Source organism: Kitasatospora sp. NPDC058046, from assembly GCF_042885595.1.
Lineage (GTDB): Bacteria > Actinomycetota > Actinomycetes > Streptomycetales > Streptomycetaceae > Kitasatospora.
This window is the reverse complement of sequence record NZ_JBHVRS010000037.1, coordinates 53,155-76,167: the sequence shown is the minus strand read 5'-3', so window position 1 is coordinate 76,167 and position 23,013 is coordinate 53,155. Positions and strand designations below refer to the sequence as shown.

Here is a 23,013-nt window from a genome sequence, read left to right as displayed (position 1 = left end):
CCCGTGGGCCGCGGGCCGGCCGCGGCCGGCCCGCCGACCGGGGTCGGGCGTGCCGGGTGGCGGGCCGGGCTCGGCCGGTACGGGAGGCATGACCTGAGTCTCCTCCGCGTCGCCGCCCCAGTACACCGGAGGCTGCTGCGGCTGATCCGAACGGAGGCCCGGCGCTCCCGGAGGGACGCCCGGCGCGCCCGGGGGCACGGCGTGGCCGCCCGGGTGACCGGGATGTCCCGGGGCCGGCGCCGCAGGCCGCGCGCCGTACCCCGGCGCCGGGTGGGCCGGGACAGGGGCGGCCTGCGGATGCGGCGCCGGGCGGTAGGGCTGGAACTGCTGGTCGGACGGGCCCCAGTAGCCGGGGGCGTCAGGGGCGTCGTTCATCAGACCTCGAGCAGCTCGGCTTCCTTGTGCTTCAGCAGCTCGTCGACCTGGGCCACGTACTTGGCCGTGGTGTCGTCGAGCTCCTTCTCGCCGCGGCGGCCGTCGTCCTCGCCGACCTCGCCGTCCTTCACCAGCTTGTCGATCGCGTCCTTGGCCTTGCGGCGCACGGCGCGGATCGAGACCTTGGCGTCCTCGCCCTTGGTGCGGGCGATCTTGATGAACTCCCGGCGGCGCTCCTCGGTCAGCTCGGGCAGCACCACGCGGATGATCGAGCCGTCGTTGGACGGGTTGACGCCCAGGTCAGAGTCGCGGATCGCCTGCTCGATGGCCTTCAGCGCGGTCTTGTCGAACGGCGAGACGACCGCCATCCGCGGCTCCGGCACCGAGAAGGAGGCCAGCTGGTTGATCGGCGTCACGGCGCCGTAGTACTCCGCGACGATCTTGGCGAACATCGCCGGGTGCGCGCGGCCGGTGCGGATGGCCGCGAGGTCGTCCTTGGCGACGCTGACGGCCTTCTCCATCTTCTCCTCGGCCTCGAGGAGGGTCTCTTCGATCACTGTGGTCTCCCTGTCCGGTTCATCTGCTGTTGTCCCGACCGGTGTCGGCGCGGCGGCCGGTCACGGCGCCGCCGCCGTCCCGTACGGCTGGTTGCTGCTCAGGCCCGGACAGAATCCTGGCTGATGAGTGTGCCGATCTTCTCACTCTTCACCGCACGCGCGATATTGCCCTCCGCCAGCAGCTCGAAGACCAGCATCGGCAGGTTGTTGTCCTTGCACAGCGTGATCGCGGTGAGGTCGGCGACCTTGAGGTCGCGCGCGATGACCTCGGAGTACTCCAGCGCGTCGAACTTGACCGCGTCCGGGTTGGTCCGCGGGTCGGAGTCGTAGACGCCGTCCACGCCGTTCTTGCCCATCAGCAGGACGTCGGCGTGGATCTCCAGGGCGCGCTGGACGGCCGTGGTGTCGGTGGAGAAGTACGGCATGCCCATACCGGCGCCGAAGATCACCACACGGCCCTTCTCCAGGTGCCGGACGGCCCGCAGCGGCAGGTACGGCTCGGCGACCTGGCCCATGGTGATGGCGGTCTGGACCCGGGTCTCGATGCCCTCCTTGACCAGGAAGTCCTGCAGCGCCAGGCAGTTCATGACGGTGCCGAGCATGCCCATGTAGTCGGAGCGGGCCCGGTCCATGCCGCGGACCTGGAGCTCGGCGCCCCGGAAGAAGTTGCCGCCGCCGATGACCACCGCGACCTCGGTACCGGCACGGACGACGGTGGCGATCTCCCGGGCGATCGCGTGCACGACGTCCGGGTCGACGCCGAGCCCGCCACCACCGGCGAAGGCTTCACCGGACAGCTTGAGCAGCACCCGGCGGCGCGAGCCGGCCTTGGGGTCCTGCGCGGTCTCCTGCGTCTCCTGCATGGACTTCTCCTTTTTGCACCTACTGGTCACAGACGCGGGTGTGCGGATGCCCGGCCTGCGCGTACACGCGAGGAGGCCACTGCCGCGGGAACCGGTTCGGTGTCCTGCACGGCAATGGCCTCCTCGTCGTTCATGGTGCCGACGCGAGCCCGCCCGTTGGCGGTAGGCGCGGGGTGAGCCCGTTCGGCGTTCCTCCCGCCCCGGTCAGCGGGCGGGGGCGGTTCCCAGCGTAAGGGGGCCGGGGACCAGGTGGAACGTGGCTCAGGCGCCGACGCGGAAGCGGGCGAAGCGCTTGAGGGCGACGCCGTTCTCCTCGAGGACCTTGGCGACGGTCTTCTTGTTGTCCTTCGCGAAGGCCTGCTCCAGGACGGAGTTCTCCTTCACGAAGCCCGTGACGCGGCCCTCGACGATCTTCGACAGGGCGGCCTCCGGCTTGCCCTCCTCGCGGGCGGTGGCCTCGGCGACGCGGCGCTCGTTCTCGAGCTCCTCGGCCGGGATCTCCTCGCGGGACAGGTACTTCGGCGCGAAGGCGGCGATGTGCTGCGCGACGTCCTTGGCGACCTCGGCGTTCTCCTTGTCCAGCTCGACCAGGACGCCGACGGCCGGCGGCAGGTCGGGGCTGGTCTTGTGGAGGTAGACCGCGACGAAGCCGTCACCGTCGAACTGGGCGAAGCGACGGAAGACGATCTTCTCGCCCAGGGTCGCGTTGGCCTCGTCGACGAACTGCTGGACGGTCTTGCCGGCCTCGATCTCGGAAGCCAGGGCGGCGTCCAGGTCGGCCGGGGCGGTCTTCGCGACGTGGGCGGCGATAGCGTCGGCGACCTGGACGAAGTTGTCACCCTTGGCGACGAAGTCCGTCTCGCAGTTCAGCTCGACCAGAACGCCGGACTTCTTGTCCTCGGCGATGAGCGCGGCGACGGCGCCGTTGGAGGCGTCACGGCCCTCGCGCTTGGCAACGCCCTTCTGGCCCTTGATGCGCAGGAGCTCGACGGCCTTCTCGACGTTGCCCTCGGCCTCGTCCAGGGCCTTCTTGCAGTCCATCATGCCGGCGCCGGTGAGCTCACGGAGCTTCTTGACGTCCGCGGCGGTGAAGTTCGCCATGGTGTGAATCTCTTCTCGCGTCTCGCGTGTCTGCGTGGGGATGCGCCGGGACCGCTGGTTCGGTCCCGGCGCGGGAGAGAGGGGCACCTGCCGGCTTCGTACCGGCCGGTGCCCCTCACCCTTGGTACGTCAGGCCTGCTCGGCCGGCGCCTCGGTGGCGGGGGCCTCGACAGCGGCCTCCTCGGCGGCGGGGGCCTCGGCGGCGGCCTCGGCGGGGGCCTCCTCGGCCTTCTTCTCGCCCTCGATGAGGTCCTTCTCCCAGGCGGCCAGCGGCTGGTCGGCGCCCGGCTCGGCCTTGGCGTCGCCCTTGGCGACACCGGCGCGGGACTTCAGGCCCTCGGCCACGGCGTCGGCGATCACGCGGGTCAGCAGGGTGACGGAGCGGATCGCGTCGTCGTTGCCCGGGATCTTGTAGTCGACCTCGTCCGGGTCACAGTTGGTGTCGAGGATGGCGACGACCGGGATGTTGAGCTTCCGGGCCTCGCCGACCGCGATGTGCTCCTTCTTGGTGTCCACGATCCAGACGGCGCTGGGAACGCGCTGCATGTCGCGGATACCGCCGAGGGTCTTCTCCAGCTTGTCGTGCTCGCGCTGGAGGACCAGGAGCTCCTTCTTGGTGAGACCGGAGCCGGCCACGTCCGAGAAGTCCAGCTCGCCGAGCTCCTTCAGACGCTGAAGGCGCTTGTAGACGGTCGAGAAGTTGGTCAGCATGCCGCCGAGCCAGCGCTGGTTCACGTAGGGCATGCCCACGCGGGTGGCCTGCTCGGCGATGGCCTCCTGGGCCTGCTTCTTCGTGCCGACGAAGAGGACGCTGCCGCCGTGGGCAACGGTCTCCTTGATGAACTCGAAGGCGCGGTCGATGTAGTTCAGCGACTGCAGGAGGTCGATGATGTAGATGCCGTTGCGCTCGGTGATGATGAAGCGCTTCATCTTCGGGTTCCAGCGGCGGGTCTGGTGACCGAAGTGGACGCCGCTCTCCAGCAGCTCCCGCATCGTGACGACGGCCATTGCCGTACTCCTTGGTGTTACGGCCCGGCAGCGGCACTGCGTCGCAGCGATAGCCCACAGCCGGGTCAGTCTCGGTTTGTCCGTGGCGGCCAGGTGACAGCCACGCCTGACGCCCCGAACGTGCCGAGCCGCTACCACCCTTCCGGCCCGGGGGCCGGTCGGGCTCGGCGGACCGAGCGGCACTCGCACCTGGCGGGGCTGCGGACGAACCGCGTCCGGCCGCCGGTGGCGGGGCGTGCGAAGTCGACCCGGCGGACCGGGTCGCGTGTGAAGTGTACGGGAAGCGCCGAGGGGCGGGCGACTCCACGCGTGGCCGGGGGCCCGCCGAGGACCTGGGAGGAGCCCGGGGAACGGCCGGGGTGGGCGGGTTCCGGTGGGGCTGCGGCAGCGTTCCCGTGGGGCGGCGGCGGGGTCGGGGCGGGTCGCGCGGGGCGGCCGGGGGTGGAGTCGGAGGTGGAGCTCGGCGTGGGCGCGGAGGCGGGTGCGGGGGCGGACGCGGGTCGGTCGACCGCCTGCCCCGGGTCCGTCACCGGTATGCCGTTTGTACACCGGATGGCGGCGCCCGTACACCCGCCCGGGCGATGGCGCTCGGGCGTGGGGGCGGTTTGTCCACAGGAATCCGGATGTGGGTGGTGCGGGGGCGGCGCGGGGGCGAGCCTGCGGGCATGACTGATCGCGGGTGGTTCGGTGGGGTGATCGGGGTGATCGGGGTGGGCCGGGTGGGCCGGGTGGGTCGGGCCGGTCGGCGGGCTCACGGGGTGCTGCCGCTGTGGGTGGCGGTGGTGCTCGTGGTCGTGCTCTCGGTGCCGGGGGCTTCCTATGCCTCGGGCGTCTCAGGAGCCTCACGGGCTTGGGGAGGCTTCGGTGCCGTCGGTGCGGTCGGTTCGGTCGGTGCGGTCGGCGTCCCGGGCCCGGGCGGCGAGGCCGGGCGGGGTGGTGCGCGGGCCTGGCCGGTGGGTGGCCCGGACGGGGTGCTGGGCCGGTTCGAGCCGCCGGCGAAGGCCTGGGCCGCCGGGCACCGGGGGGTGGACCTCGCCGCCGCACCCGGGGCGGAGGTCCGGGCGGCGGCTCCCGGAGTGGTCACGTTCTCCGGGCCGGTGGCGGGACGGCCGGTGGTGACCGTCTCCCACCCGGGCTCGGGCTCTCCCCCGCTCCGGACCACCTATCTGCCCATCACCGGCACCGTCCCGGTCGGCACCCCGGTGGCCGCCGGACAGACGATCGGACTGCTCGCTCCGGACGGGCGGCACTGCGCCGGGCGCGACTGCCTGCACTGGGGGCTGCTGCGCGGAAACCGCTACCTCGACCCGCTGGCCCTCTTCGGCGCGGGCACGGCCCGGCTGCTGCCGCTGGACGGCGGGGACGGGTAGGGCGCCGGGCCGGGGGTGGGGTGCGGGTCAGGGCCTGGGCCGGGGCCGAGGGCAGGCCCGGAGCCGGGCTCAGGCGCGGACGAGCCCGCGCAGCACCATCGCGACGGCGGCGTCGGCGATCTCCTCGGGGCTCTCGGTCGCACAGCCGGCGCGGCCCCCGGTCGCGGCCTGCTCGGCCCTGCGGGTCGCCGCCTCCACGACGCCCTGGACCAGGGCCGCGGCGAGCCGGGGCTGCTCGTGGCCGAGTTCCTCCAACGTCCGGCCGACCAGACCGGCCAGCCTGCCGTGCGCCGCCCTGATCCGCTCACGCGCGGCCTCGTCGAGCTCCAGCGCCGAGATCGCCACCACCGCGCGGTGCCGGGGGTCGGCGGCCAGTGCCAGCTGGCCCCGGACGTAGGCCTCGATCCGCTCGACCGCGGTGTCGCAGCTCGCCATCCCGGCCTCGATCTCGGCCGCCCAGAGCGGGAGGTCCACCTCACAGAGCGCCTCGACCACGGCGGCGCGGGAGCGGAAGTACTCGTAGACCGAGGAGCGCGCCAGCCCGGCGCGCGCCGCGAGCGCGGGGAAGGTCAGGGCCTCCATGCCACCCTCGGTCAGCAGGATGCGGGCAGCATCGAGGAGGGCTGCCCGCTGGAGCTGGCGATGCTCGGCCACCGTGGCCGCTCGGATCTTCGGCACGGTCCCACTGTACGGAGCCCTACCTCCGGCCGGTACGGCGCCGCGCATCGGAACGGGGCCCGGGCCCGGCGACCGGCTTCTGACGACCGACGGCAGACACCCCTCCGGCCGGCACCTTCGCTGCCGGCACCCTTGCTGTCGGTCCCCGGCTGCCGGCGCCCTTGTCGTCGGCGCCCTACCGGATGTCCGACAGCTTGGCGCGCAGCTGGAGGACGGACTTGGTGTGGATCTGACTCACCCGACTCTCCGTCACCCCCAGCACCTGCCCGATCTCGGCGAGGGTGAGGCCCTCGTAGTAGTAGAGCGTCACCACCGTCTTCTCCCGCTCGGGGAGGGTGTTGACCGCCTGGGCCAGCAGTCTGCGCAGCTCGCGGTCCTCGGCCACCTCGACCGGGTTGTCCGCACCGTGGTCGACCAGGGTGTCCATCAGGCTCAGCCGGTCGCCGCCCTCCCCCACCGGGTGGAGCAGTTCGTCCAGCGCGACCACGTTGGCGAGCGACAGCTGGCTGAAGATGGCGTGCAGGTCCTCGATCGCGATGCCCATCTCGGCCGCGACCTCGGGCTCGTGCGGCGTCCGGCGCAGCCGGGCCTCCAGCGTCGCGTACGTCCGCTCGACCGCCTTCGCCTTCTGCCGCACCGAGCGCGGGATCCAGTCCAGGGCGCGCAGCTCGTCGATGATCGCGCCCCGGATGCGGCTGATCGCGTAGGTCTCGAACTTGATGGCGCGGTCGATGTCGAACTTCTCGATCGCGTCGATCAGCCCGAAGACCCCCGAGGAGACGAAGTCCGCCTGTTCGACGTTGGAGGGCAGGCCGACCCCGACCCGCCCCGCCACGTACTTGACGAGCGGTGAGTAGTGGAGGATCAGCTGCTCCCGCAGCCGCTGGTCCCCGGTCTCCTTGTAGGAGCGCCAGAGCTCTTCGAGGGCGGTGCGCCCCTGGGCCGCGACCTCCCGGACATCCTGCCCCTGGCCGCCGTCCGCCGCCTTCTCCCGGCGGAGCGGGGACACCGGCGAGGCGAGCGCCGGAGAGGTGGCGCCCCGGGCCGGCGCACTGCCGGGCGGCCGGGGCGCGCCGGCCGCGACCGCGCCGGGGGGCACACCGGCGGGCGCCCCGACAGGCGCGCCGTCGAGGTCGGCCGCGCCGGCGCCCGGGGCCGGCTCGGCACCCCGGGCCGCATCCGTAGGCTGGGGCACCACCGTCGGCCGCCCGCCCTGGCGGGACAGGCCTCCCATCGTCCCCGCCGACTTGGACGGGTAGTCGGACGCGGGGCGCCGCTCGGTCCGCGGCCCTCCCGAGGACCGAGCGCCACCGGTCACTCTGTGTCCGGGAATGTGTGTGGGCATGCGTTGGTCTGCGCCGTTCTGCCGAGTCATGTGCTGATAGGGAAGGCATGTGGAGCGTAGCGTGACCAACTCACTGCAAAGCGCTACCACCACTCGGTCGTCCCCCGATCCGGTGGCGTTCGCACACCGGATCCGGGCGACGGACAGCAGAACCGGATCGGCAGGTCAGCCGGGCGGATCCGACATGCGTTCCCTCTACCCAAACGTGTTCCCGGTCCCAGCGCTCACCTCCTCCGCACCACGCGCCAGTGCGCGCCGTGCCGCTCCACGTAGCCGAGCGACCCCAGCTCGTAGAGCCGTTGCAGGACTTCGTCCGGCGGGAGGCCGGACTGCCGGGCCAGCCGCTCGACCGGCGCGCCCTCCGCCGTCGCCGGTACGGCCTCCAGCACCCGGGCCACCGCCGGCTCCAGCAGGTCGCGCGGGAGCACCGGGCCGCTGCGCTGCGGCGCGAGGTCCTCCCCGATCGCCCCGATCAGCTCGGTGATCTCGGCCGCGTCGGTGACCAGGGTGGCACCGCCGCTGCGGATCAGGGCGTGCACCCCGGCGGAGAGTTCCGAGGTCACCGGGCCTGCGACGCCCATGGTGTGGCGGTTGAGGTCCCGCGCCCGTCGGGCCGTGCTCAGGGCGCCGCTGCGCACCGCCGCCTCGACCACCACCGTCCCCCGGGTGAGCGCCGCGATGACCCGGTTGCGGAGGACGAAGCGGAAGCGGTTCGGGTGCTCCCCGGGCGGGAGTTCGCTGACCAGCAGGCCCTGGACGCCGATCCGCCGGATCAGTTCGGCGTTGCCCTTGGGATAGGCCACGTCGACGCCGCAGGCGAGTACGGCGGCGGTCGTCCCACCGACCGAGAGCGCCCCGCGGTGCGCGGCCGCGTCGATCCCGTAGGCGGCTCCGGAGACGACCACCCAGCCGCGTTCGGCCAGTTGGGCGGACAGCTCCCCCGCGACGTGGGCGCCGTAGGCCGTACAGGCGCGGGAGCCCACCATCGCGACCGAGCGGAGCGCGAGCAGCCGCAGCGAGCCGGTGCCCGTCACCCAGAGCCCGATCGGACGTCCGTCACCCAGGTCGTCGAGTTGGCTGGGCCATTCCGTGTCCCCCGGAATGATGAACCGCCCACCGACGTCCCGTACCCGTTTCAGGTCCATCCGCGGGTCCAGCCCCGGGAGCCGCGCCTGGTACCCGGACAGTCGGGTGGCGTCCAGTCCCGGGTGGTCTGGCACCGTCCCGTCCCGGATCGCCTTCACCACGTCGACGGCGGGAAGTTGAGCGAGCCATCGACCGACCACCGCGTCCCCCGGCTCGCTGAGTCGGCCGAGCAGCACCCGGGCGAGGCGTTCCGGCTCGGTCTCGGTGGTGGCCCCGGGGCCGGGCCCGGCGTCGGAACCACCGGGAATTCGAGGTTGCCTCAGCAACTGGTTCATGCCTCACCCTTCTGGTTTCGCGAACGCTCGTCAGGCGTCTCGGGCTCCCCGGACAAGTCGCCGTCCGGGCTGGCGCGCTGGGCCGGGATTCCGCCGAGCCGCCCGAAGACCCGCTCGGTCAGCGGCAGTCCGTGCTCCACCCCGGTGCGCAGGACCAGGGCGGTGCGCACGTCCCGTTGGTCCGGCCGGTCGCGGCCGGCGAGGTCGGCCACCGTCCAGGCGACCCGGAGCACCCGGTCCAGGCCCCGGGCGGTCAGCAGCCCCCGCTCCAACTGCCGTGCGGCGTCGTTGAGTGCGCCGGCCGTGAGCTGCCAGCGGGTGCGCAGCTCGTGGCCCGGGACCTCCGCGTTGGTCCGCCACGGGGTGTTCGCCAGCCGGGCCGCCGCCCGCTCCCGCGCGGCCAGCACCCGGGCCGCGACGGTCTCGGTGGTCTCCGCCGTGGTGTCCCGTTCCATGAGCTCGACCCTGGTCACCGGGGCCACCTGGACCTGGAGGTCGACCCGGTCCAGCAGCGGCCCGGAGAGCCGCCCCTGGTAGCGGCTGACCATGGCGGGGGTGCACTCACAGCCCTCGCCCCGCCGCGAGTACCGGCCGCACGGACAGGGGTTGGCCGCCAGGCAGAGCAGGAAGCGGGCCGGGAGCCGCAGTGATCCGGCCGAGCGGGCGATCACCACCTCGCCCGACTCCAGCGGCTGGCGCAGCGCGTCGAGCACCCGGACCGGGAACTCCGGTGCCTCGTCCAGGAAGAGCACGCCCCGGTGGGCCAGCGAGACCGCTCCCGGTCTCGGCATACCGCTGCCGCCGCCGACGATGGCCGGCATCGTCGTGGAGTGGTGCGGGGCGCAGTAGGGCGCGGTGTCGATCAGTGGGCGCCCGGCCGGGAGCAGCCCCGCCACCGAGTGGACGGCGGTGACCTCCAGCGCCTCCTTCTGGGTCAGCGGCGGGAGCAGCGCGGGCAACCGCTCCGCCAGCATCGTCTTGCCCGCGCCCGGCGGGCCCTTCAGGTAGAGGTGGTGCCCTCCGGCCGCGGCGATCTCCAGCGCCCGTCGGGCCTCGTACTGGCCCGCCACGTCGGCCATGTCCAGCCGGGCCGCCCTGTCGTCGGGCAGGCCCCGCACGCCGGCGCTGGGCAGCATCAGGCCGGCCATCAGCGGATCGGGCCTGCCCCCGATCGGATCGGGCGGCTCCTCCGGTGCCGCCGCGCCCGTCAGGATGGCGACGAGCTGGCGCAGGCTGCGGACGCCGATCACCGTCACCCCGGGGACGAGCGAGGCCTCGGGTGCGGTCTGCTCGGCGACCACGACCCGCTGGTACCCGGCGTCGGCGGCGGCCAGCACCGACGGCAGCACCCCTCTGACCGGCCGCACCCGGCCGTCCAGCCCCAGCTCGCCGATGATCAGCAGGTCGGCGATCGCGGAGGGGTCGAGCCGTTCGGCGGCGGCCAGCACGGCGCAGGCCACCGCGAGGTCGAAGCCGCTGCCGCTCTTGGGCACCGAGGCGGGGCTGAGACCGACCGTCAGCTTCCGCTGCGGCCAGGCCTCGCCGCTGTTCACGACCGCGGCACGGACCCGGTCGCGGGCCTCGGTGAGCGCCTTGTCGGGCAGGCCGACCAGGGTGAACGCGGCCACCCCGGGCTCCAGATCGGCCTGGACCTCGACGATCACTCCGTCGACGCCGACCAGCGCGACGGAACAGGTACGGGCGAAGGCCATCTCAGACCACCCCCCGCAGGTGGTCGACCAGGGCCGCACCCCGCGCCCGGTTGACCACCGCGACCAGGTCGATCCGCACCCCGCCCGGTGGGGCGGGAGGCCACTGTGGATCGGTGGGCCCCGGGTCGTAGCCGGGGCCGGCCAGCCGGGCGAAGTGGTCGGGCCAGCGCTCGGCCATCCAGCGCTCGGCCAGGCGTTGCAGCCGGGCGGCCTTGGCCCGGTCGATGGCCTCGGTGGGCTGCTGGAAACCCCGCTCGGAGCGGGTCTTCACCTCGCAGACCGCCACGGTGTCGCCGTCGAGGGCGACGATGTCCAGCTCGCCCTCGGCGCAGCGCCAGTTGAGGTCCAGGATGCGGAGCCCGGCCTCCGCGAGGCGGCGGGCGGCGACCCGCTCCCCGTACCGGCCGAGCCCGTTCCTGGTGCTGCGGTCCGGGATCGCCCGCGGGGCCTTCCCGGCTGCGGCCGTGTCCGGTACGGCCTGGTCCTGCACGACGGTGTGCTGCATGGTGACCACCTCCGCCGAGGAGGCTGCCCCAACGCGCACGGCGAGGCCCGGGAATTCCCGTTCCCTGTGGATAACTCGGACCTGTGGGCAACTCCTGTCACCCGCAGGGGTGAGAAGCCCCGTTCCCGCGAAATTCGGCTGGACAACGCGGGACGGAGTCGTCCAACGTCAGTTCCCGAAGCCGGACTCGTCCGAGGGCAGCTCCAGATCGCTCTTCGCGAGTTCCTCGATGTTCACGTCCTTGAAGGTCAGCACCCGGACCTTGCGGACGAACCGGGCCGGCCGGTACATGTCCCAGACCCACGCATCCGCCATCGACACCTCGAAGAACACCTCGCCCTGGACCGAGTGCACCTGCAGCTCGTAGTCGTTGGTGAGGTAGAACCGTCGTTCGGTCTCGATCACGTACTTGAACAGGCCGACGACGTCCCGGTACTCCCGGTAGAGCTTGAGCTCCATCTCGGTCTCGTACTTCTCGAGATCTTCGGCACTCATCCAGGCGTCCCCTCAACTTGTCACGTCCACCCATTGTGGACCACCGCACCCACGGTCAGAGCCGTACCGGATCCACCGGCGGGCCCTCGACCAGCAGCCGCTCCAGGAAGTCCGCCAGACCGACCGGATAGACCGTCTCGGCGGTCCCCCTCAGTTCCTCGACCGTCCACCAACGCGCCGCGAGCAACTGGGCGTGCTCGTCGGCGCCCATGCCCGAGTGGTCCAGCACCGTCTCCGTGGTCCGGGCCAGGTGGAACCACTGCTCCTGCTCGTAGCGCTGTCCCTGAAAGGAGAACGACACCGTGCCGTACGCCACCAAGGGCCCCAGGTCCACACCCCGCAGGCCGGTCTCCTCGGCGAGCTCCCGCTCGGCGGCCTCCCGCACGTCCTCCCCCGCCTCCAAGCCTCCCCCGGGCGTGAACCACCACGTCTCCCCCGGAGTGGCCGGGTCGGCCCCCAGGAAGAGGAGGATGCGGTCCAGCCCGTCCAGCAGCAGGATCCGCGCCGCTCTGCGGCGCCGTGCTGTCATGGCGGCGCTCCACGCTCCTTCCGTTCGCATCGGTGGCGCTACCGATCCTGCCACCCGGCGCGGTCGTCCGGGGCGATGTTCGGCAGAGCGGCCCGCGGGGCGACGGCCCCGCTCAGGAACTGCGCCCCCGGAGCCGGCGGGCCAGACCCGCCACCCCGCCCACCGCCGAGGTCACGAGGATCAGCGCCGCGCCCGCGACGGCAGCGTAGGCGGAGGGCTCCAGCGGCCCCGGCTGCGAGGCCTTCGGGCTCGCGAAGCCGTCGAAGTCCGTGACCCGGTCGAGCAGGCCCGTCCGGCCGAAGGGCAGCACGGTGGCCTCGACCCTCGCCTCGACGGCCTCGGCCGGGACGGTCCCGCCGTCCACCTCCAGGTGGGTGCGGGAGTCCAGCGAGCCCACCCGGTTGTCGCCGAGCAGGAACAGCCGGCCCTGCGGCACCGTCACGCTGAACGGCTGGCCCTGGCCGCCCTGCGTCGCGAGGTAGGGCTCGTCCACCGGCTGCCCGTCGACCGTCAGCCGGTGATCGGCCCCGCTGGTGGCGACGGTGTCCCCGCCGACCGCGACCACCCGCTTGACCATGAGTTCGCCGCCCCAGGCCTGGTCCCGGAAGACCACCACGTCGCCCCGCCCGATGTCGCCGCCGCCGACCTTGCGGGCGAGCACGGTGTCCCCGACGCGCAGCGTCGGGTGCATCGAGGCGGTGGGGATCTTGTACGGCCGGTAGTCGATCGCGATCAGCGCGAAGCCGCCGACCATCAGCACCAGCCCGAGTGCCAGGGCGACGCCCTGCAGCACCGCGGCGGGCCGACGGCCCGCACGGGCGGGCGCGGTCGGGTGGTCGGCCGTCTGCTCCACGACACTGCTCATCGACACCGTCCACCTCTGGCCGACCGGAGAACATCACTGGCACGCCGGAGGCTCGGGCGGAAAAGCCGGCGGGCCGTGGCACGTCCGAGCAGATTACTCGTCGGTACCACGGCCCGCGCAAGAGCCGGGGCCAACCCGGCGGAACACGATCCGGTGGAGCTCAGGACTCCTTGCGGCTCTCCGCCCGGCCACGCACCCGCCGCACCAGCGGGAGCAGGGCGACGGCCCCCACCGCACCGGCCACGGGGGGCGCCATCGGCGCGGCCGCCGCCAGGCCCTTCTGGTCGAAGGTGTCCGGCACCGGCAGCGTCGACCAGTGGCCGACCGGCCAGGCCACCACGAAGGCACGCCCGATCACGTTGTCCACCGGGACGGTGCCGCCGCCCGGCTGGTCCATGTGGAAACGGGAGTCCAGCGAGTTGGCGCGGTGGTCGCCCATGACCCAGATCCGGTCCTTGGGCACCTTGACCGGGCCGAAGGGGTGGTCGCCGCACGGGGTGTTGCCCTGGTAGACGTACGGCTCGTTGAGCGCGACGCCGTTGACCTTGACCGGCCCCTCGCCCTCGCACTCGACGGTGTCCCCGCCGACCGCGATGACCCGCTTGATCAGGTCCTTCTCGTTGGCGGAGGGCATCAGGCCGACGAAGCTGAGCACGTCCTGCACACCGCGGAGGAAGGAGTTGCTGCTCTGCTGGGTCGGCTCGTCGCTCAGCCAGCCGCCCGGGTCGTGGAACACCACGACCTCACCGCGCTCGGGTTCGGCCCCGAACCACGGGGTCAGCTTGTCGACCAGGACGCGGTCGCCGACCTGCAGCGTGTTCTGCATCGATTCCGACGGAATGGAGAACGCCTGGACGAAGAACGTCTTGATCACCAGCGCGAGGATGAGCGCGATGCCGACCAGGATCGGCAGTTCCTTCCAGAACGAGCGCTGCTTGCGCGGCTTGGACGGAGCCTCCGACTCCGAGCCGTCCGCGGGCTCGGCCTCCGCGTGCTGGGAGCCCGGGGCGTCCTCCGATCCGGCACCGCCCTGCCCGTCGGCGGTCTGCGCCGCCGCGTCCTCGACCGAGGCCGAGGAGGCCGCGGACTCGGTGGACCGGTCCGCCCGACGGCCTGGGCCCTCGGGCTCTCCGGCGCCTGATCGGGCGCCGATCACCAAATCCCCCACAACGTCTCCTCCCTGCTGTGCGGACGCCCGCGCGCCCGCGCTCAGAGTGCCGCACAGCGGGCACCACGCTCACCACGACCATGAACGCCTCAGGGCTGCCCACCGCGGACTCCCCTGACACCAGCACAGCCTCGGCCCGCGACCGGGACCACTCCCGGCCGCACCTGCACTTCTCTATCACTCCAAGGCATCCGGCTCGCGGTCCCACACGCGAGGCCCGTCCGGTCGGCGGCCGGTGCGGCTCACTCCGGAGGCCGCCCCGACCGGCGAACGACGAGCGGAAGGATGCCCAACACCCCCATAACGAGCGGCGGTTCCGCAGGAACCGGCCCAACGCCCACCGATCCCGCGGCAGTTCCGCCGGCCTGCGGCATCCGGGCGAGAGAGGAGAGTGAACCGGGCGCATCGAGTTGATGGAAGCGGTCCAGCGGCCAGGCGGTCACGAACGCGCGACCGACCACGCCGCTCAGCGGGATCGTCCCCTGTCCCGGATTGCCCATATGGAAACGGGAGTCGGCGGAGACGTCCCGGTGGTCACCCATGACCCACAGCCGCCCCTGCGGCACCTGGATCCTGAAGGCCTGCCGGGACGGCGGGTTGCCGGGCGCGAGGTAGGACTCCTCCACCGGGTGGCCGTTGACGCTGAGGCGCCCCTGCGCGTCGCAGCACTCGACGGTGTCCCCGCCGACGCCGATCACCCGCTTGATCAGGTCCTGCTCGTTGTCGGAGGGCAGCAGTCCGACGAAGGTCAGCACCTGCTTGGCCGCACCCAGCACCGGGCCGTCCTCGGACGGCTTGCGGTCGCGCTCCAGCCAACCACCCGGGTCCTTGAACACCACGATGTCGCCGCGCTGCGGCTCACTGCCGAACCAGGGGGTCAGCTTGTCCACCAGTACCCGGTCCCCGATCAGGATGGTCTGCTCCATCGAACCCGAGGGGATCACGAACACCTGGACCAGGAAGGTCTTCATCACCAGCGCCACCAGCAGGGCCACCAGGACGATCATGGGCACTTCGCGGACCAGCGAGCGCTTGCGCCGACGGGCGGCCTTGCGGGCACTGCGACGGCGCTCGGCCCGGCCGCGCGCCGACGGGGCCCCTGCCGGTCCACGGCCTGCCGCGCCGTCCTCCCCCGGTCCACCGCGCACCGGACCGGCCGAAGCCGGACCCCCTGCGGCCGGTCCCCCCGCAGTCGGGCCAGTCGGGCCTCCGGCGGCCGGGCGGTCGTCGAGCCGCCCCCTACCCCTGGTCCCCATGACCGCCTGTCCCCGCAGTCGCGGCGAAGGCCGCGGGCCGGTCCAGGCTGGTCCAGCGCGAGAACGGGTAGACCACCCAGTCCGCCCGGCCGATCACCTTCTTCTCGGGCACGAAGCCGCCACCGGGATCGCCGAGGTGGTCGCGGGAGTCCCGGGAGGCGCTGCGGTGGTCGCCCATCACCCACAGCTTGCCGGCCGGCACGACGATGTCGAAGGCCACGCTCGACGGGTCGTCGCCCGGGGACAGGTAGGAGGTCTCGTCGATCGGCACGCCGTTGACGGTGATCGGCGCGCCCGGCCCGGTGCTGGTCACCCGGTCCCCGCCGACGCCGATCACGCGCTTGACGTAGACGGTGTCCCCGGCCGGGGCCAGCCCGAGGTCCTGGGCGAACGAGCGCAGGCCGTCCCAGAACGTGGGCGGCTTCGCCGACTCGCGGAGGAAGGAGCCCCTCCCGTCGAAGACCACGACGTCGCCCCGCTGGGGATGGCCGCCGAAGGCGTAGGCGAGCTGGTACGCGACCAGCCGGTCGCCGGGGCGCAGGGTCTCCTCCATCGACCCGGAGGGCACCGAGAAGGGACGCGCGACGAAGGCGTTCACCAGCAGCAGGGCTGTCAGGCAGATCCCGACCAACAGCAGCAGGTCCCGCGAACGCGAGCGCCCGGGCTCCTCATCCTGCTCCGACTCGTCCGACTGGTCCGAGCCGTCGCCGCCGGAGCCGCCGGTCTGCTCCGGGCCCTCGGCCTGCTCCAGTACCTCAGCGTGCTCCGGCCCGTCGGCGCGCTCCGCGCCGACGACGCCACCCCCGGAAACGACCGCGGACCGCGACAGTGAGTCCGCACCGGTGGGTGCGGGACTGCCGTCGCGGTCCGCGGATGGTTCGTGCGTGCTCATCGGGGGGTGAGCTTACCTTGCGGCCACTCGGCCCCCTCAGAGCGTTCCGATCCCCCGGCGAGGCCGGGGGCCGGTGGATCAGCGGTCGCGCTTCTCCTTGATCTTCGCGGCCTTGCCGCGGAGGTCACGCAGGTAGTACAGCTTGGCGCGGCGAACCGCACCGCGGGTCACGACCTCGATCTTCTCGACGACCGGGGTGTGCACCGGGAAGGTGCGCTCCACGCCGACGTTGAAGCTGACCTTGCGAACGGTGAAGGTCTCACCGATGCCGGCGCCGTGGCGGCGGATGACGACGCCCTGGAAGACCTGGACACGGGAGCGGTTGCCCTCGATGACCCGGACGTGAACCTTCAGGGTGTCACCGGCGCGGAAGGCCGGGATGTCGCTACGCAGCGAGGCCGCGTCGACAGCAGCGAGCTTGTTGCTCATGTTGCTCTCCATCGCAGGCGCCACGGGCCGCCCACGGAAAATCGTCACAATGGGGTTCGCTGCGGGCCGCATCGGCTGACGGCGATCCCCCCGTGGCGAGGGCGCCGGTCCACGTGTCCCCTACAGGAGGGAACCAGCGACAGACAGCAGCCGCCTATTCTTCCACATCAACGGCCGTGGACCGAAATCGGCCGAGCCGCTCGTCCCAGGCCAGGCCGAGGATGCTCAGCGCCTCGCGCTCCTTCTTGTCGAAGGCGCCGTACTGCCAGCGCTCGACCAGGTCGGGCCGGTTCGCCAGGGTCCGGGCGAAGGCCTGCTCGCGGCGCCAGCGGGCGATCTTGCCGTGGTTGCCGCTGAGCAGCACGTCCGGCACCGTACGGCCGCGCCACTCGGCGGGCTTGGTGTAGACCGGGCCCTCCAGCAGGTCGGCCATCGCGCCCGGCGCGAAGGAGTCGTCGCGGTGGGACTCGGCATTGCCGAGCACTCCGGGCAGCAGTCGGGCGATCGCCTCGACCATCACCAGCACGGCGACCTCGCCGCCGGCCAGCACGTAGTCGCCGATCGAGGCCTCGACCACCGGCATCCGGGTGGCGGCTTCCTCGATCACCCGGCGGTCGATGCCCTCGTACCGGGCGGGGGTGAAGGCCAGCCAGGGGCGCCCGGCCAGTTCCTGGGCGAGCTCCTGGGTGAACGGGCGCCCGCTCGGGGTCGGCACGACCAGGGTGGGCACCTGGCCCTCGGGGCCGCCGGCGACCACCGCGTCCAGCGCCTCGCCCCACGGCTCGGGCTTCATCACCATGCCGGGGCCGCCGCCGTACGGGCTGTCGTCGACCGTGCGGTGCACGTCGTGGGTCCATCCGCGCAGGTCGTGGACGTGCACGTCCAGCTGCCCGCGGGCGCGGGCCTTGCCGACCAGCGAGACGTCCAGCGGCTCCAGGTACTCCGGGAAGATCGTGACGACGTCGATCCGCATGCCGCTCTGCACCCCGCCGGACACCGCGCCGCCGGGCGCCGCATCGGCGCCGACCCCGACACCGACCTCGGCGCCGACCTCGACACCCGCCCCGGCGCGCTCCTCGACGGTCACTCCGACTCCTCCGAGTCCTCGCCGCGCTCGGCCGAGGAGGTCCCCGCGACCTCGGCCTGCTCCATGTCGATCAGCCCGGGCGGCGGGGTGATCACGGCGCGCTGGTTCTCCAGGTCGATGGTCGGCACGATCTGGCTGACGAAGGGCACCAGCACCTCCGTCCCGTCGGCCTTCTTGACCGTGAGCAGGTCCTGGTAGGGCAGGTGGACGATCTCGGTCAGCTCGCCGACCGGGGTGCCGTCCAGCAGCACCACGTCCAGGCCGATCAGCTGGTGGTCGTAGTACTCCTCCGGGTCCTCGGGGCTCTCCTCCGGGTCGACCTCGGAGATGAGCACGGTGCCACGGAGGGCCTCGGCCGCGTTGCGGTCCTTGACGCCGGCGAAGCGCAGCAGCAGTCGGCCGCTGTGCACCCGGCCGGACTCGACGGTCAGCGGTCCGGTCGACGCGGGGTCGGTGAGCAGGACGGCACCGGGGCCGAGCCGGAGTTCCGGCTCGTCGGTGCGGACCTCGACACTGACGTCCCCCCTGATGCCGTGGGCACGGCCGATCTTGCCGACGACGAGCTGCACGGTGATCGTTCTCCTGGAGTTCCTGAGCCGCAACGAAAAGCGACGGGCTGCGAAGCGACGGACTGCTAAGCCATGAAGCGACGGAAATGCTGACGGAAATGCGAAAGGCCGACCGGGACGACATGCGTCCCGGTCGGCCTCACAAGCCCTGACGGCTGAACGAGCAGCGGCGTCAGCGAATGTTGTCCACGTCGACCAGGTCGACCCGGACGTTGCGACCGCCGAGGGCGCCGACCACGGTGCGCAGAGCGCGCGCCGTACGGCCGCCCCGGCCGATCACCTTGCCGAGGTCATCGGGGTGCACTCGCACCTCGATGGTGTTCCCCCGACGCAGGTTGCGCGAGCGCACCTGCACCTCGTCGGGGTGCTCGACGATGCCCTTCACCAGGTGGTCGAGGGCGTCCTCGATCACGATCAGGCCTCGGCGGCGGCGTCGGACTCGGCCTCGGCCTTGTCCGACTTCTTGGCCTTCGGGGTGATGGCGACACCGGTGGTGGCGTCCTCGAAGCCGGCGACGGCCTTCGCGAACAGGTGCGAGAAGTCCTCGACCTTCGGCTCGGCAACGAGCAGCGGAGCCGGAGCCGGCAGGCCCTTGAACTTCTGCCAGTCGCCGGTCAGCTTCAGGATGGCGAGCACCGGCTCGGTCGGCTGGGCGCCGACGGACAGCCAGTACTGGGCGCGGTCGCTGTCGACCTCGATCTTCGAGGGGTTGTAGGTCGGCTGGTAGATGCCGATCTCCTCGATCGCGCGACCGTCACGCTTGGTGCGGGCGTCGGCGACGACGATGCGGTAGTGCGGGGAGCGAATCTTGCCGAGACGCTTCAGCTTGATCTTGACTGCCACGGGAGTGGATTCTCCTGGTGTTGACGTGGGTGAGCGGGCTCGCCGTCGCGTGGGGTTGCGGGGCGGACCGTTCAAGGGACACGCCAGCCGTAGGAGAGAGGGGTCCTGCTCGGCTGCCGAGTACTCAGCTGTCCATTCTGCCACATCGGCGAGAACCGCCTGTACGCGGGACCGGGCACCCGGTCAGGGCTCGACCGGGAGCCCCCGCTCCCGGTCCAACCCGAAGACATCACCGCTGTCCTGCTGTACCGCTCGTTCCGTACTGCTCGTACGGCCTGTACCGCCTGGTACTGCTACCGCCTGTCACCGCTCACTCGGCGCTGCCGCCGCTGCCGGTACCGCCGGCCCCGCGTGCACCGCCCGTACCGCTCCACTCCGCTCCGCGCCGCCCATCCGGCCGGACCGCTGCCCGCACAGCAGCCCGTCGGGACGTCGACCGCTCAAGCGACGTGAGCGGCGTGAGCGACTTAAGCGATCTTGAACGGCTGCTGGCACGCGCCGCAGACGATGGACGCCTGCGCGAGCACCGAGGGAACGACCCGGACGTTGCGCCCGCACCCGCAGACCGCCTTGACCCGCACGCCGCCCCCGGAGGAGCCGTGCCGGGCCGCCGGGCCGCGGAAGGCGCGCGTCGCGCCGTCGCCGGCCACCGCCTCCTGGTGCGCCCCGAGGGCACGGTCCAGGCGTTCGATGGTCTCGGCGTACCGCTCCTGGGTCTCCTTGAGCATGGTCACCTGGGAGAAGCCGCTGCTCGCGTGCGGCTCGACCGGGTGCGCCAGGCCCAGCTCGGAAGCGAGCATCAGGAAGCGCCGGTTGTGGTAGCGGCCGGCGCGCGAGGTGTCCCGGATGTCCCGGGCCGCGGCCAGACCGTGGGCGGCCTCGTGGAGGAGGCGCTCGAAACCGAGCCGCGTCCCGCAGGCCGAGGAGGACTCGCCGATCAGGGCCTCGGGCGAGGCCAGATCGGGAAGGTCCTGGTGGTAGGCCTGGATGTCACTCCAGGCGGCGGCCAGTTCGGCCGCGAGAACGAGGGGCTGTGTCGTGCTCACGCTAGACCAACGATGGAGTGCGAGCCGATGTTCCGCATGTTCTCGTTCCCGGGGAATTCACAGGGAACTCCCAGGAATGCGAGGCCGCGCGCGAATTGCGCGTTCCGGATCTGACGCAAGACCAACCCCCTGCCGGTTTGGGCCCGTCGCAACGTCGGCGGGCCTGATGAATTCCGTCCGGGGGGCGGGCTGTCGCCACCCAGGACGTACGGCCCGTGGGCCTGCCGGATTGACAGGGCCACGGGCCGTACACCGTACCGCTATTCGGTTAATACCGGGAGTTGACCGGCCAGTAGGGATGTCCCCCGCGGGGACGCACCGGAACAGTTACCGGATTCTTACCCATCCGCATTCCGGGCAAATGTCGCCGGTGCCGGTCATTACCCGTGGGCGACCGGCGTCCGGCGGACATCCACCGGACATCCACCGAACACCGAACGGATGTCAGTACGCCCGGGCGACGAGCGCGACATTGCCTTCCTGGTCGTCCGCCAGCGGCACCGAGCCGTCGGCCGCGACGATGCAGCGGACCGTGACGCCCTGCTCGGCCAGCTTGGCCTCGCCCTCCGCGCCGAGGTCGGCCCAGGAGATCCGGCCCCAGCCGGTCGCGGCGGCCTCGATGGCCTCGTCGATGGTCTTGACGTCGACCGTGCGGGACTCGCGGCGCTCGCGGGACTGGCGCAGCAGCAGCGCCTGGTCCTCCTCCAGCACGCCCGGGAGCAGCGCGGCCAGGGCGTCGATGGAGACCGGCTCCTTGCCGCCCGGGATGCGGCGGGCCAGCATCGCGGTGCCGTTCTCCAGGTCGCGCGGGCCGACCTCGATGCGCAGCGGAACGCCCTTGAGCTCCCAGTCGACGGCACGGCGACCGAACGGGGTGTCGGTGCGGTCGTCGACCACGACCCGGATGCCGACAGCCTCCAGCTGGGCGCCGATCTCGCGGACCTTGGCGATGACCGCGTCGTCGCCCTTGATCGCGAGCACGACGGCCTGGACGGCGGCCAGGCGCGGGGGCACCCGCAGGCCGTTGTCGTCGCCGTGGGACATGATCAGGCCGCCGACCATGCGGGTCGAGACGCCCCAGGAGGTCTGCCAGACGTACTCGCGCTCGGCGCCCTGCAGCTGGTACGTGGTGTTGAACGCCTTGGCGAAGTTCTGGCCCAGCTCGTGGCTGGTGCCCATCTGCAGCGCCTTGCCGTCGCCCATCATGCCCTCGAGGGTGAGGGTGTTGATGGCGCCGGCGAAGCGCTCCTTGGCGGTCTTGCGGCCGAGCACGACGTCGATGCCGAGCACGTTCGTCATGAAGTCGCCGTAGACCTGGGTGTGGATCATCGAGGCGTACTCGCGGGCGTCCTGGTAGGTGGCGTGGGCGGTGTGGCCCTCCTGCCAGAGGAACTCGGTGGTGCGCAGGAAGACGCGCGGGCGGAGCTCCCAACGGACCACGTTGGCCCACTGGTTGATCAGCAGGGGCAGGTCGCGGTGGCTCTGCACCCACTTCGAGAAGTACTCGTTGATGATCGTCTCGGAGGTCGGCCGGACGACGACCGGCTCCTCCAGCTGCTTGCCGCCGCCGTGGGTGACCACCGCGAGCTCGGGGGCGAAGCCCTCGACGTGCTCGGCCTCCTTGGTCAGGTAGGACTGCGGGATGAACATCGGGAAGTAGGCGTTCTGCGCGCCGGCCTTCTTGATCCGCGCGTCCATCTCCTGCTGCATCCGCTCCCACAGGCCGTAGCCGTACGGTCGGATGACCATGGTGCCGCGCACCGGACCGTTGTCGGCCAGCTCGGCCTTGTTGATGAGGTCCTGGTACCAGCGCGGGAAGTCTTCCGCCTGAGGGGTGAGAACGGGTGCCTTAGCCATGGGGCGAATGGTACGGGGCCCGGGGCCCCGGTTTCGAATCGGTATCACCGGGCGGGGGCGCACCACCGCGACACGCGCGCACCACCCTGCACCCCTCTGGACGCCGGGCCCGACCCGCTGTTCGCTGGTGTGGGGCGGGACTTTGGGGGAGCCGTAGCAGCGCACCGAAGGACCGGATGGGAGGCCGCCATGGCTTCAGCTCGCACGACCGGCACGACCGGCACGACCGCACGACCGACGGGCGCACGCCCGCACCACCCGCGGACCGGGACGGCCCGCCCCGCGCGGGCGCGCGACTGGGCGGAGATCCAGGAACGCATGCTGGTGCCGCTCTACGAAGCGGTCTACGACCGGCTGGAGGTCGGCCCGGCGAGCAGCGTGCTGGGCCTGGGCTGCCGCTCCGGGCTGGCCCTGCTGCTCGCGGCCGGCCGGGGCGCCCAGGTCGCCGGGCAGGAGCCGCGGGACGAGCTGCGCGAGCTGGCCCACGACCGCCGGCTGCGGGTGTGCGCGGGGCCCCGGACGTCGGCGGCCGTCGCCCGCTCGGCCCATTCGCTGGTGACGGTTTTCGAGCAGCTACCCGGGGCCGCCGACGCCGGGCCGGTGGTCGCCGAGGCCGCCCGGCTCACCCTCCCGGGCGGGCACGTGGTGCTGGCCGCCTGGGGCCCGCCGGAGCGCTGCGAGAGCGCCCCGGTGCTGGACGTGGCCCGGCGGATGGCGGGCCGGACCACCGCGCGCGACCCGTTCGAGCTGAGCGCGCCCGGCGCGCTGGAGGACCTGCTGGCCCCGGCCGGCCTGCGTCCGGCCGGCAGCGGCCGGGTGAGCTGCCCGTTCGCCTACGCCGACCTCGACAGCGCGGTGCGCGGGCTGCTCTCCACCGGCCTGTTCGAGCCGGCCGAGGAGTTCTCCGGGGCCTCGCTGGTGGCCAAGGAGCTGGAGGAGGTGCTCCAGCCGTACCTGCGCGCGGACGGCTCGGTACGGATGGAGAACCTGTTCCGCTACCTGGTCGCCGAACGGTCGCGCTAGGCGGGACGAGGAGGGGCGA

24 protein-coding genes are annotated in these 23,013 nt (G+C 72.4%); 2 read left to right on the top strand and 22 right to left on the bottom strand.

Features of this window, described 5'->3' with window-relative positions; all coding sequences use genetic code 11:
* Nucleotides 1-374 precede the first annotated feature (374 nt).
* The 4 genes from frr to rpsB form a co-directional block, all read right to left on the bottom strand.
* A complete protein-coding gene (gene frr / locus ACFVU7_RS42095; protein ID WP_049657639.1) occupies nt 375-932 on the bottom strand; it encodes a ribosome recycling factor in 558 nt (185 codons plus the stop codon).
* Nucleotides 933-1,030: 98 nt separating this feature from the next.
* A complete protein-coding gene (gene pyrH, locus ACFVU7_RS42090) occupies nt 1,031-1,795 on the bottom strand; it encodes a UMP kinase (protein ID WP_030056790.1) in 765 nt (254 codons plus the stop codon).
* A gap of 261 nt (nt 1,796-2,056) precedes the next feature.
* Nucleotides 2,057-2,896: a translation elongation factor Ts gene (tsf, locus tag ACFVU7_RS42085; protein WP_074001524.1), complete on the bottom strand. Its 840-nt coding sequence runs from the start codon at nt 2,894-2,896 to the stop codon at nt 2,057-2,059.
* Between the two features lie 129 nt (nt 2,897-3,025).
* Nucleotides 3,026-3,904 (bottom strand): 30S ribosomal protein S2, encoded by an 879-nt coding sequence (gene rpsB, locus ACFVU7_RS42080; RefSeq protein WP_049657635.1) that lies wholly within the window; start codon nt 3,902-3,904, stop codon nt 3,026-3,028.
* Nucleotides 3,905-4,569: 665 nt separating this feature from the next.
* On the opposite strand from rpsB, the gene ACFVU7_RS42075 reads away from it, so the two are divergent.
* Nucleotides 4,570-5,274 (top strand): murein hydrolase activator EnvC family protein, encoded by a 705-nt coding sequence (locus ACFVU7_RS42075; RefSeq protein ID WP_388051603.1) that lies wholly within the window; start codon nt 4,570-4,572, stop codon nt 5,272-5,274.
* A 69-nt stretch (nt 5,275-5,343) separates the two neighbouring features.
* Here ACFVU7_RS42075 and ACFVU7_RS42070 read toward each other — a convergent pair whose 3' ends face one another.
* The 18 genes from ACFVU7_RS42070 to proS form a co-directional block, all read right to left on the bottom strand.
* Complete coding sequence (locus tag ACFVU7_RS42070; RefSeq protein ID WP_117491975.1) at nt 5,344-5,928, bottom strand: TetR/AcrR family transcriptional regulator; 585 nt, start codon at nt 5,926-5,928, stop codon at nt 5,344-5,346.
* A 199-nt stretch (nt 5,929-6,127) separates the two neighbouring features.
* Nucleotides 6,128-7,150: an RNA polymerase sigma factor WhiG gene (gene whiG, locus ACFVU7_RS42065; RefSeq protein ID WP_388051600.1), complete on the bottom strand. Its 1,023-nt coding sequence runs from the start codon at nt 7,148-7,150 to the stop codon at nt 6,128-6,130.
* A 371-nt stretch (nt 7,151-7,521) separates the two neighbouring features.
* A complete protein-coding gene (dprA, locus tag ACFVU7_RS42060; protein WP_388051597.1) occupies nt 7,522-8,718 on the bottom strand; it encodes a DNA-processing protein DprA in 1,197 nt (398 codons plus the stop codon).
* Nucleotides 8,715-10,430, bottom strand: a complete 1,716-nt coding sequence (locus tag ACFVU7_RS42055; protein WP_117489673.1) for a YifB family Mg chelatase-like AAA ATPase — start codon at nt 10,428-10,430, stop codon at nt 8,715-8,717. The genes dprA and ACFVU7_RS42055 overlap by 4 nt, the downstream gene beginning before the upstream one ends.
* A gap of 1 nt (nt 10,431) precedes the next feature.
* Nucleotides 10,432-10,935: a YraN family protein gene (locus ACFVU7_RS42050; protein WP_079271927.1), complete on the bottom strand. Its 504-nt coding sequence runs from the start codon at nt 10,933-10,935 to the stop codon at nt 10,432-10,434.
* Nucleotides 10,936-11,103: 168 nt separating this feature from the next.
* The gene (locus tag ACFVU7_RS42045; RefSeq protein ID WP_030056781.1) at nt 11,104-11,430 is read right to left on the bottom strand and encodes a DUF2469 domain-containing protein; all 327 of its coding nucleotides are present in this window, start codon (nt 11,428-11,430) and stop codon (nt 11,104-11,106) included.
* Between the two features lie 55 nt (nt 11,431-11,485).
* Nucleotides 11,486-11,959, bottom strand: a complete 474-nt coding sequence (locus ACFVU7_RS42040; RefSeq protein WP_049650392.1) for an NUDIX hydrolase — start codon at nt 11,957-11,959, stop codon at nt 11,486-11,488.
* Between the two features lie 112 nt (nt 11,960-12,071).
* Nucleotides 12,072-12,824 carry a signal peptidase I gene (lepB, locus tag ACFVU7_RS42035; protein WP_388051594.1) on the bottom strand — a complete coding sequence of 251 codons (753 nt, stop codon included), beginning with the start codon at nt 12,822-12,824 and terminating at the stop codon, nt 12,072-12,074.
* 160 nt (nt 12,825-12,984) lie between these two features.
* Entirely contained in the window at nt 12,985-13,992 is a 1,008-nt protein-coding gene (lepB, locus tag ACFVU7_RS42030) for a signal peptidase I (RefSeq protein ID WP_074001523.1), read from the bottom strand.
* A gap of 242 nt (nt 13,993-14,234) precedes the next feature.
* Nucleotides 14,235-14,999, bottom strand: a complete 765-nt coding sequence (gene lepB / locus ACFVU7_RS42025; protein ID WP_074001522.1) for a signal peptidase I — start codon at nt 14,997-14,999, stop codon at nt 14,235-14,237.
* A 232-nt stretch (nt 15,000-15,231) separates the two neighbouring features.
* Nucleotides 15,232-16,140 (bottom strand): signal peptidase I, encoded by a 909-nt coding sequence (gene lepB / locus ACFVU7_RS42020; protein WP_388051591.1) that lies wholly within the window; start codon nt 16,138-16,140, stop codon nt 15,232-15,234.
* A 78-nt stretch (nt 16,141-16,218) separates the two neighbouring features.
* Nucleotides 16,219-16,569 carry a 50S ribosomal protein L19 gene (gene rplS / locus ACFVU7_RS42015; RefSeq protein WP_030306736.1) on the bottom strand — a complete coding sequence of 117 codons (351 nt, stop codon included), beginning with the start codon at nt 16,567-16,569 and terminating at the stop codon, nt 16,219-16,221.
* 154 nt (nt 16,570-16,723) lie between these two features.
* Nucleotides 16,724-17,542: a tRNA (guanosine(37)-N1)-methyltransferase TrmD gene (gene trmD, locus ACFVU7_RS42010; protein ID WP_074001584.1), complete on the bottom strand. Its 819-nt coding sequence runs from the start codon at nt 17,540-17,542 to the stop codon at nt 16,724-16,726.
* A 110-nt stretch (nt 17,543-17,652) separates the two neighbouring features.
* A complete protein-coding gene (gene rimM / locus ACFVU7_RS42005; RefSeq protein WP_074001521.1) occupies nt 17,653-18,225 on the bottom strand; it encodes a ribosome maturation factor RimM in 573 nt (190 codons plus the stop codon).
* Nucleotides 18,226-18,397: 172 nt separating this feature from the next.
* The gene (locus ACFVU7_RS42000; protein ID WP_030056773.1) at nt 18,398-18,637 is read right to left on the bottom strand and encodes an RNA-binding protein; all 240 of its coding nucleotides are present in this window, start codon (nt 18,635-18,637) and stop codon (nt 18,398-18,400) included.
* Nucleotides 18,638-18,639: 2 nt separating this feature from the next.
* Complete coding sequence (gene rpsP, locus ACFVU7_RS41995; RefSeq protein WP_049650397.1) at nt 18,640-19,068, bottom strand: 30S ribosomal protein S16; 429 nt, start codon at nt 19,066-19,068, stop codon at nt 18,640-18,642.
* 467 nt (nt 19,069-19,535) lie between these two features.
* Nucleotides 19,536-20,114 carry a hypothetical protein gene (locus ACFVU7_RS41990; protein WP_049650398.1) on the bottom strand — a complete coding sequence of 193 codons (579 nt, stop codon included), beginning with the start codon at nt 20,112-20,114 and terminating at the stop codon, nt 19,536-19,538.
* Nucleotides 20,115-20,558: 444 nt separating this feature from the next.
* On the bottom strand, nt 20,559-21,971 hold the full coding sequence (proS, locus tag ACFVU7_RS41985) for a proline--tRNA ligase (RefSeq protein ID WP_388051588.1): 1,413 nt from the start codon (nt 21,969-21,971) through the stop codon (nt 20,559-20,561).
* A gap of 189 nt (nt 21,972-22,160) precedes the next feature.
* On the opposite strand from proS, the gene ACFVU7_RS41980 reads away from it, so the two are divergent.
* The gene (locus ACFVU7_RS41980) at nt 22,161-22,994 is read left to right on the top strand and encodes a class I SAM-dependent methyltransferase (RefSeq protein ID WP_388051585.1); all 834 of its coding nucleotides are present in this window, start codon (nt 22,161-22,163) and stop codon (nt 22,992-22,994) included.
* The last annotated feature ends 19 nt before the right edge of the window (nt 22,995-23,013 follow it).

What these genes read in the sequence shown, in the direction of transcription:
- pyrH (WP_030056790.1), bottom strand. Translation starts at nt 1,795, where the DNA reads ATGCAGGAGACGCAGGAGACCGCGCAGGACCCCAAGGCCGGCTCGCGC.
- tsf (WP_074001524.1), bottom strand. Translation starts at nt 2,896, where the DNA reads ATGGCGAACTTCACCGCCGCGGACGTCAAGAAGCTCCGTGAGCTCACC.
- rpsB (WP_049657635.1), bottom strand. Translation starts at nt 3,904, where the DNA reads ATGGCCGTCGTCACGATGCGGGAGCTGCTGGAGAGCGGCGTCCACTTC.
- ACFVU7_RS42075 (WP_388051603.1), top strand. Translation starts at nt 4,570, where the DNA reads ATGACTGATCGCGGGTGGTTCGGTGGGGTGATCGGGGTGATCGGGGTG.
- dprA (WP_388051597.1), bottom strand. Translation starts at nt 8,718, where the DNA reads ATGAACCAGTTGCTGAGGCAACCTCGAATTCCCGGTGGTTCCGACGCC.
- ACFVU7_RS42055 (WP_117489673.1), bottom strand. Translation starts at nt 10,430, where the DNA reads ATGGCCTTCGCCCGTACCTGTTCCGTCGCGCTGGTCGGCGTCGACGGA.
- ACFVU7_RS42050 (WP_079271927.1), bottom strand. Translation starts at nt 10,935, where the DNA reads ATGCAGCACACCGTCGTGCAGGACCAGGCCGTACCGGACACGGCCGCA.
- ACFVU7_RS42045 (WP_030056781.1), bottom strand. Translation starts at nt 11,430, where the DNA reads ATGAGTGCCGAAGATCTCGAGAAGTACGAGACCGAGATGGAGCTCAAG.
- ACFVU7_RS42040 (WP_049650392.1), bottom strand. Translation starts at nt 11,959, where the DNA reads ATGACAGCACGGCGCCGCAGAGCGGCGCGGATCCTGCTGCTGGACGGG.
- lepB (WP_388051594.1), bottom strand. Translation starts at nt 12,824, where the DNA reads ATGAGCAGTGTCGTGGAGCAGACGGCCGACCACCCGACCGCGCCCGCC.
- lepB (WP_074001522.1), bottom strand. Translation starts at nt 14,999, where the DNA reads ATGATCGTCCTGGTGGCCCTGCTGGTGGCGCTGGTGATGAAGACCTTC.
- lepB (WP_388051591.1), bottom strand. Translation starts at nt 16,140, where the DNA reads ATGAGCACGCACGAACCATCCGCGGACCGCGACGGCAGTCCCGCACCC.
- rplS (WP_030306736.1), bottom strand. Translation starts at nt 16,569, where the DNA reads ATGAGCAACAAGCTCGCTGCTGTCGACGCGGCCTCGCTGCGTAGCGAC.
- trmD (WP_074001584.1), bottom strand. Translation starts at nt 17,542, where the DNA reads ATGCGGATCGACGTCGTCACGATCTTCCCGGAGTACCTGGAGCCGCTG.
- proS (WP_388051588.1), bottom strand. Translation starts at nt 21,971, where the DNA reads ATGGCTAAGGCACCCGTTCTCACCCCTCAGGCGGAAGACTTCCCGCGC.
- ACFVU7_RS41980 (WP_388051585.1), top strand. Translation starts at nt 22,161, where the DNA reads ATGGCTTCAGCTCGCACGACCGGCACGACCGGCACGACCGCACGACCG.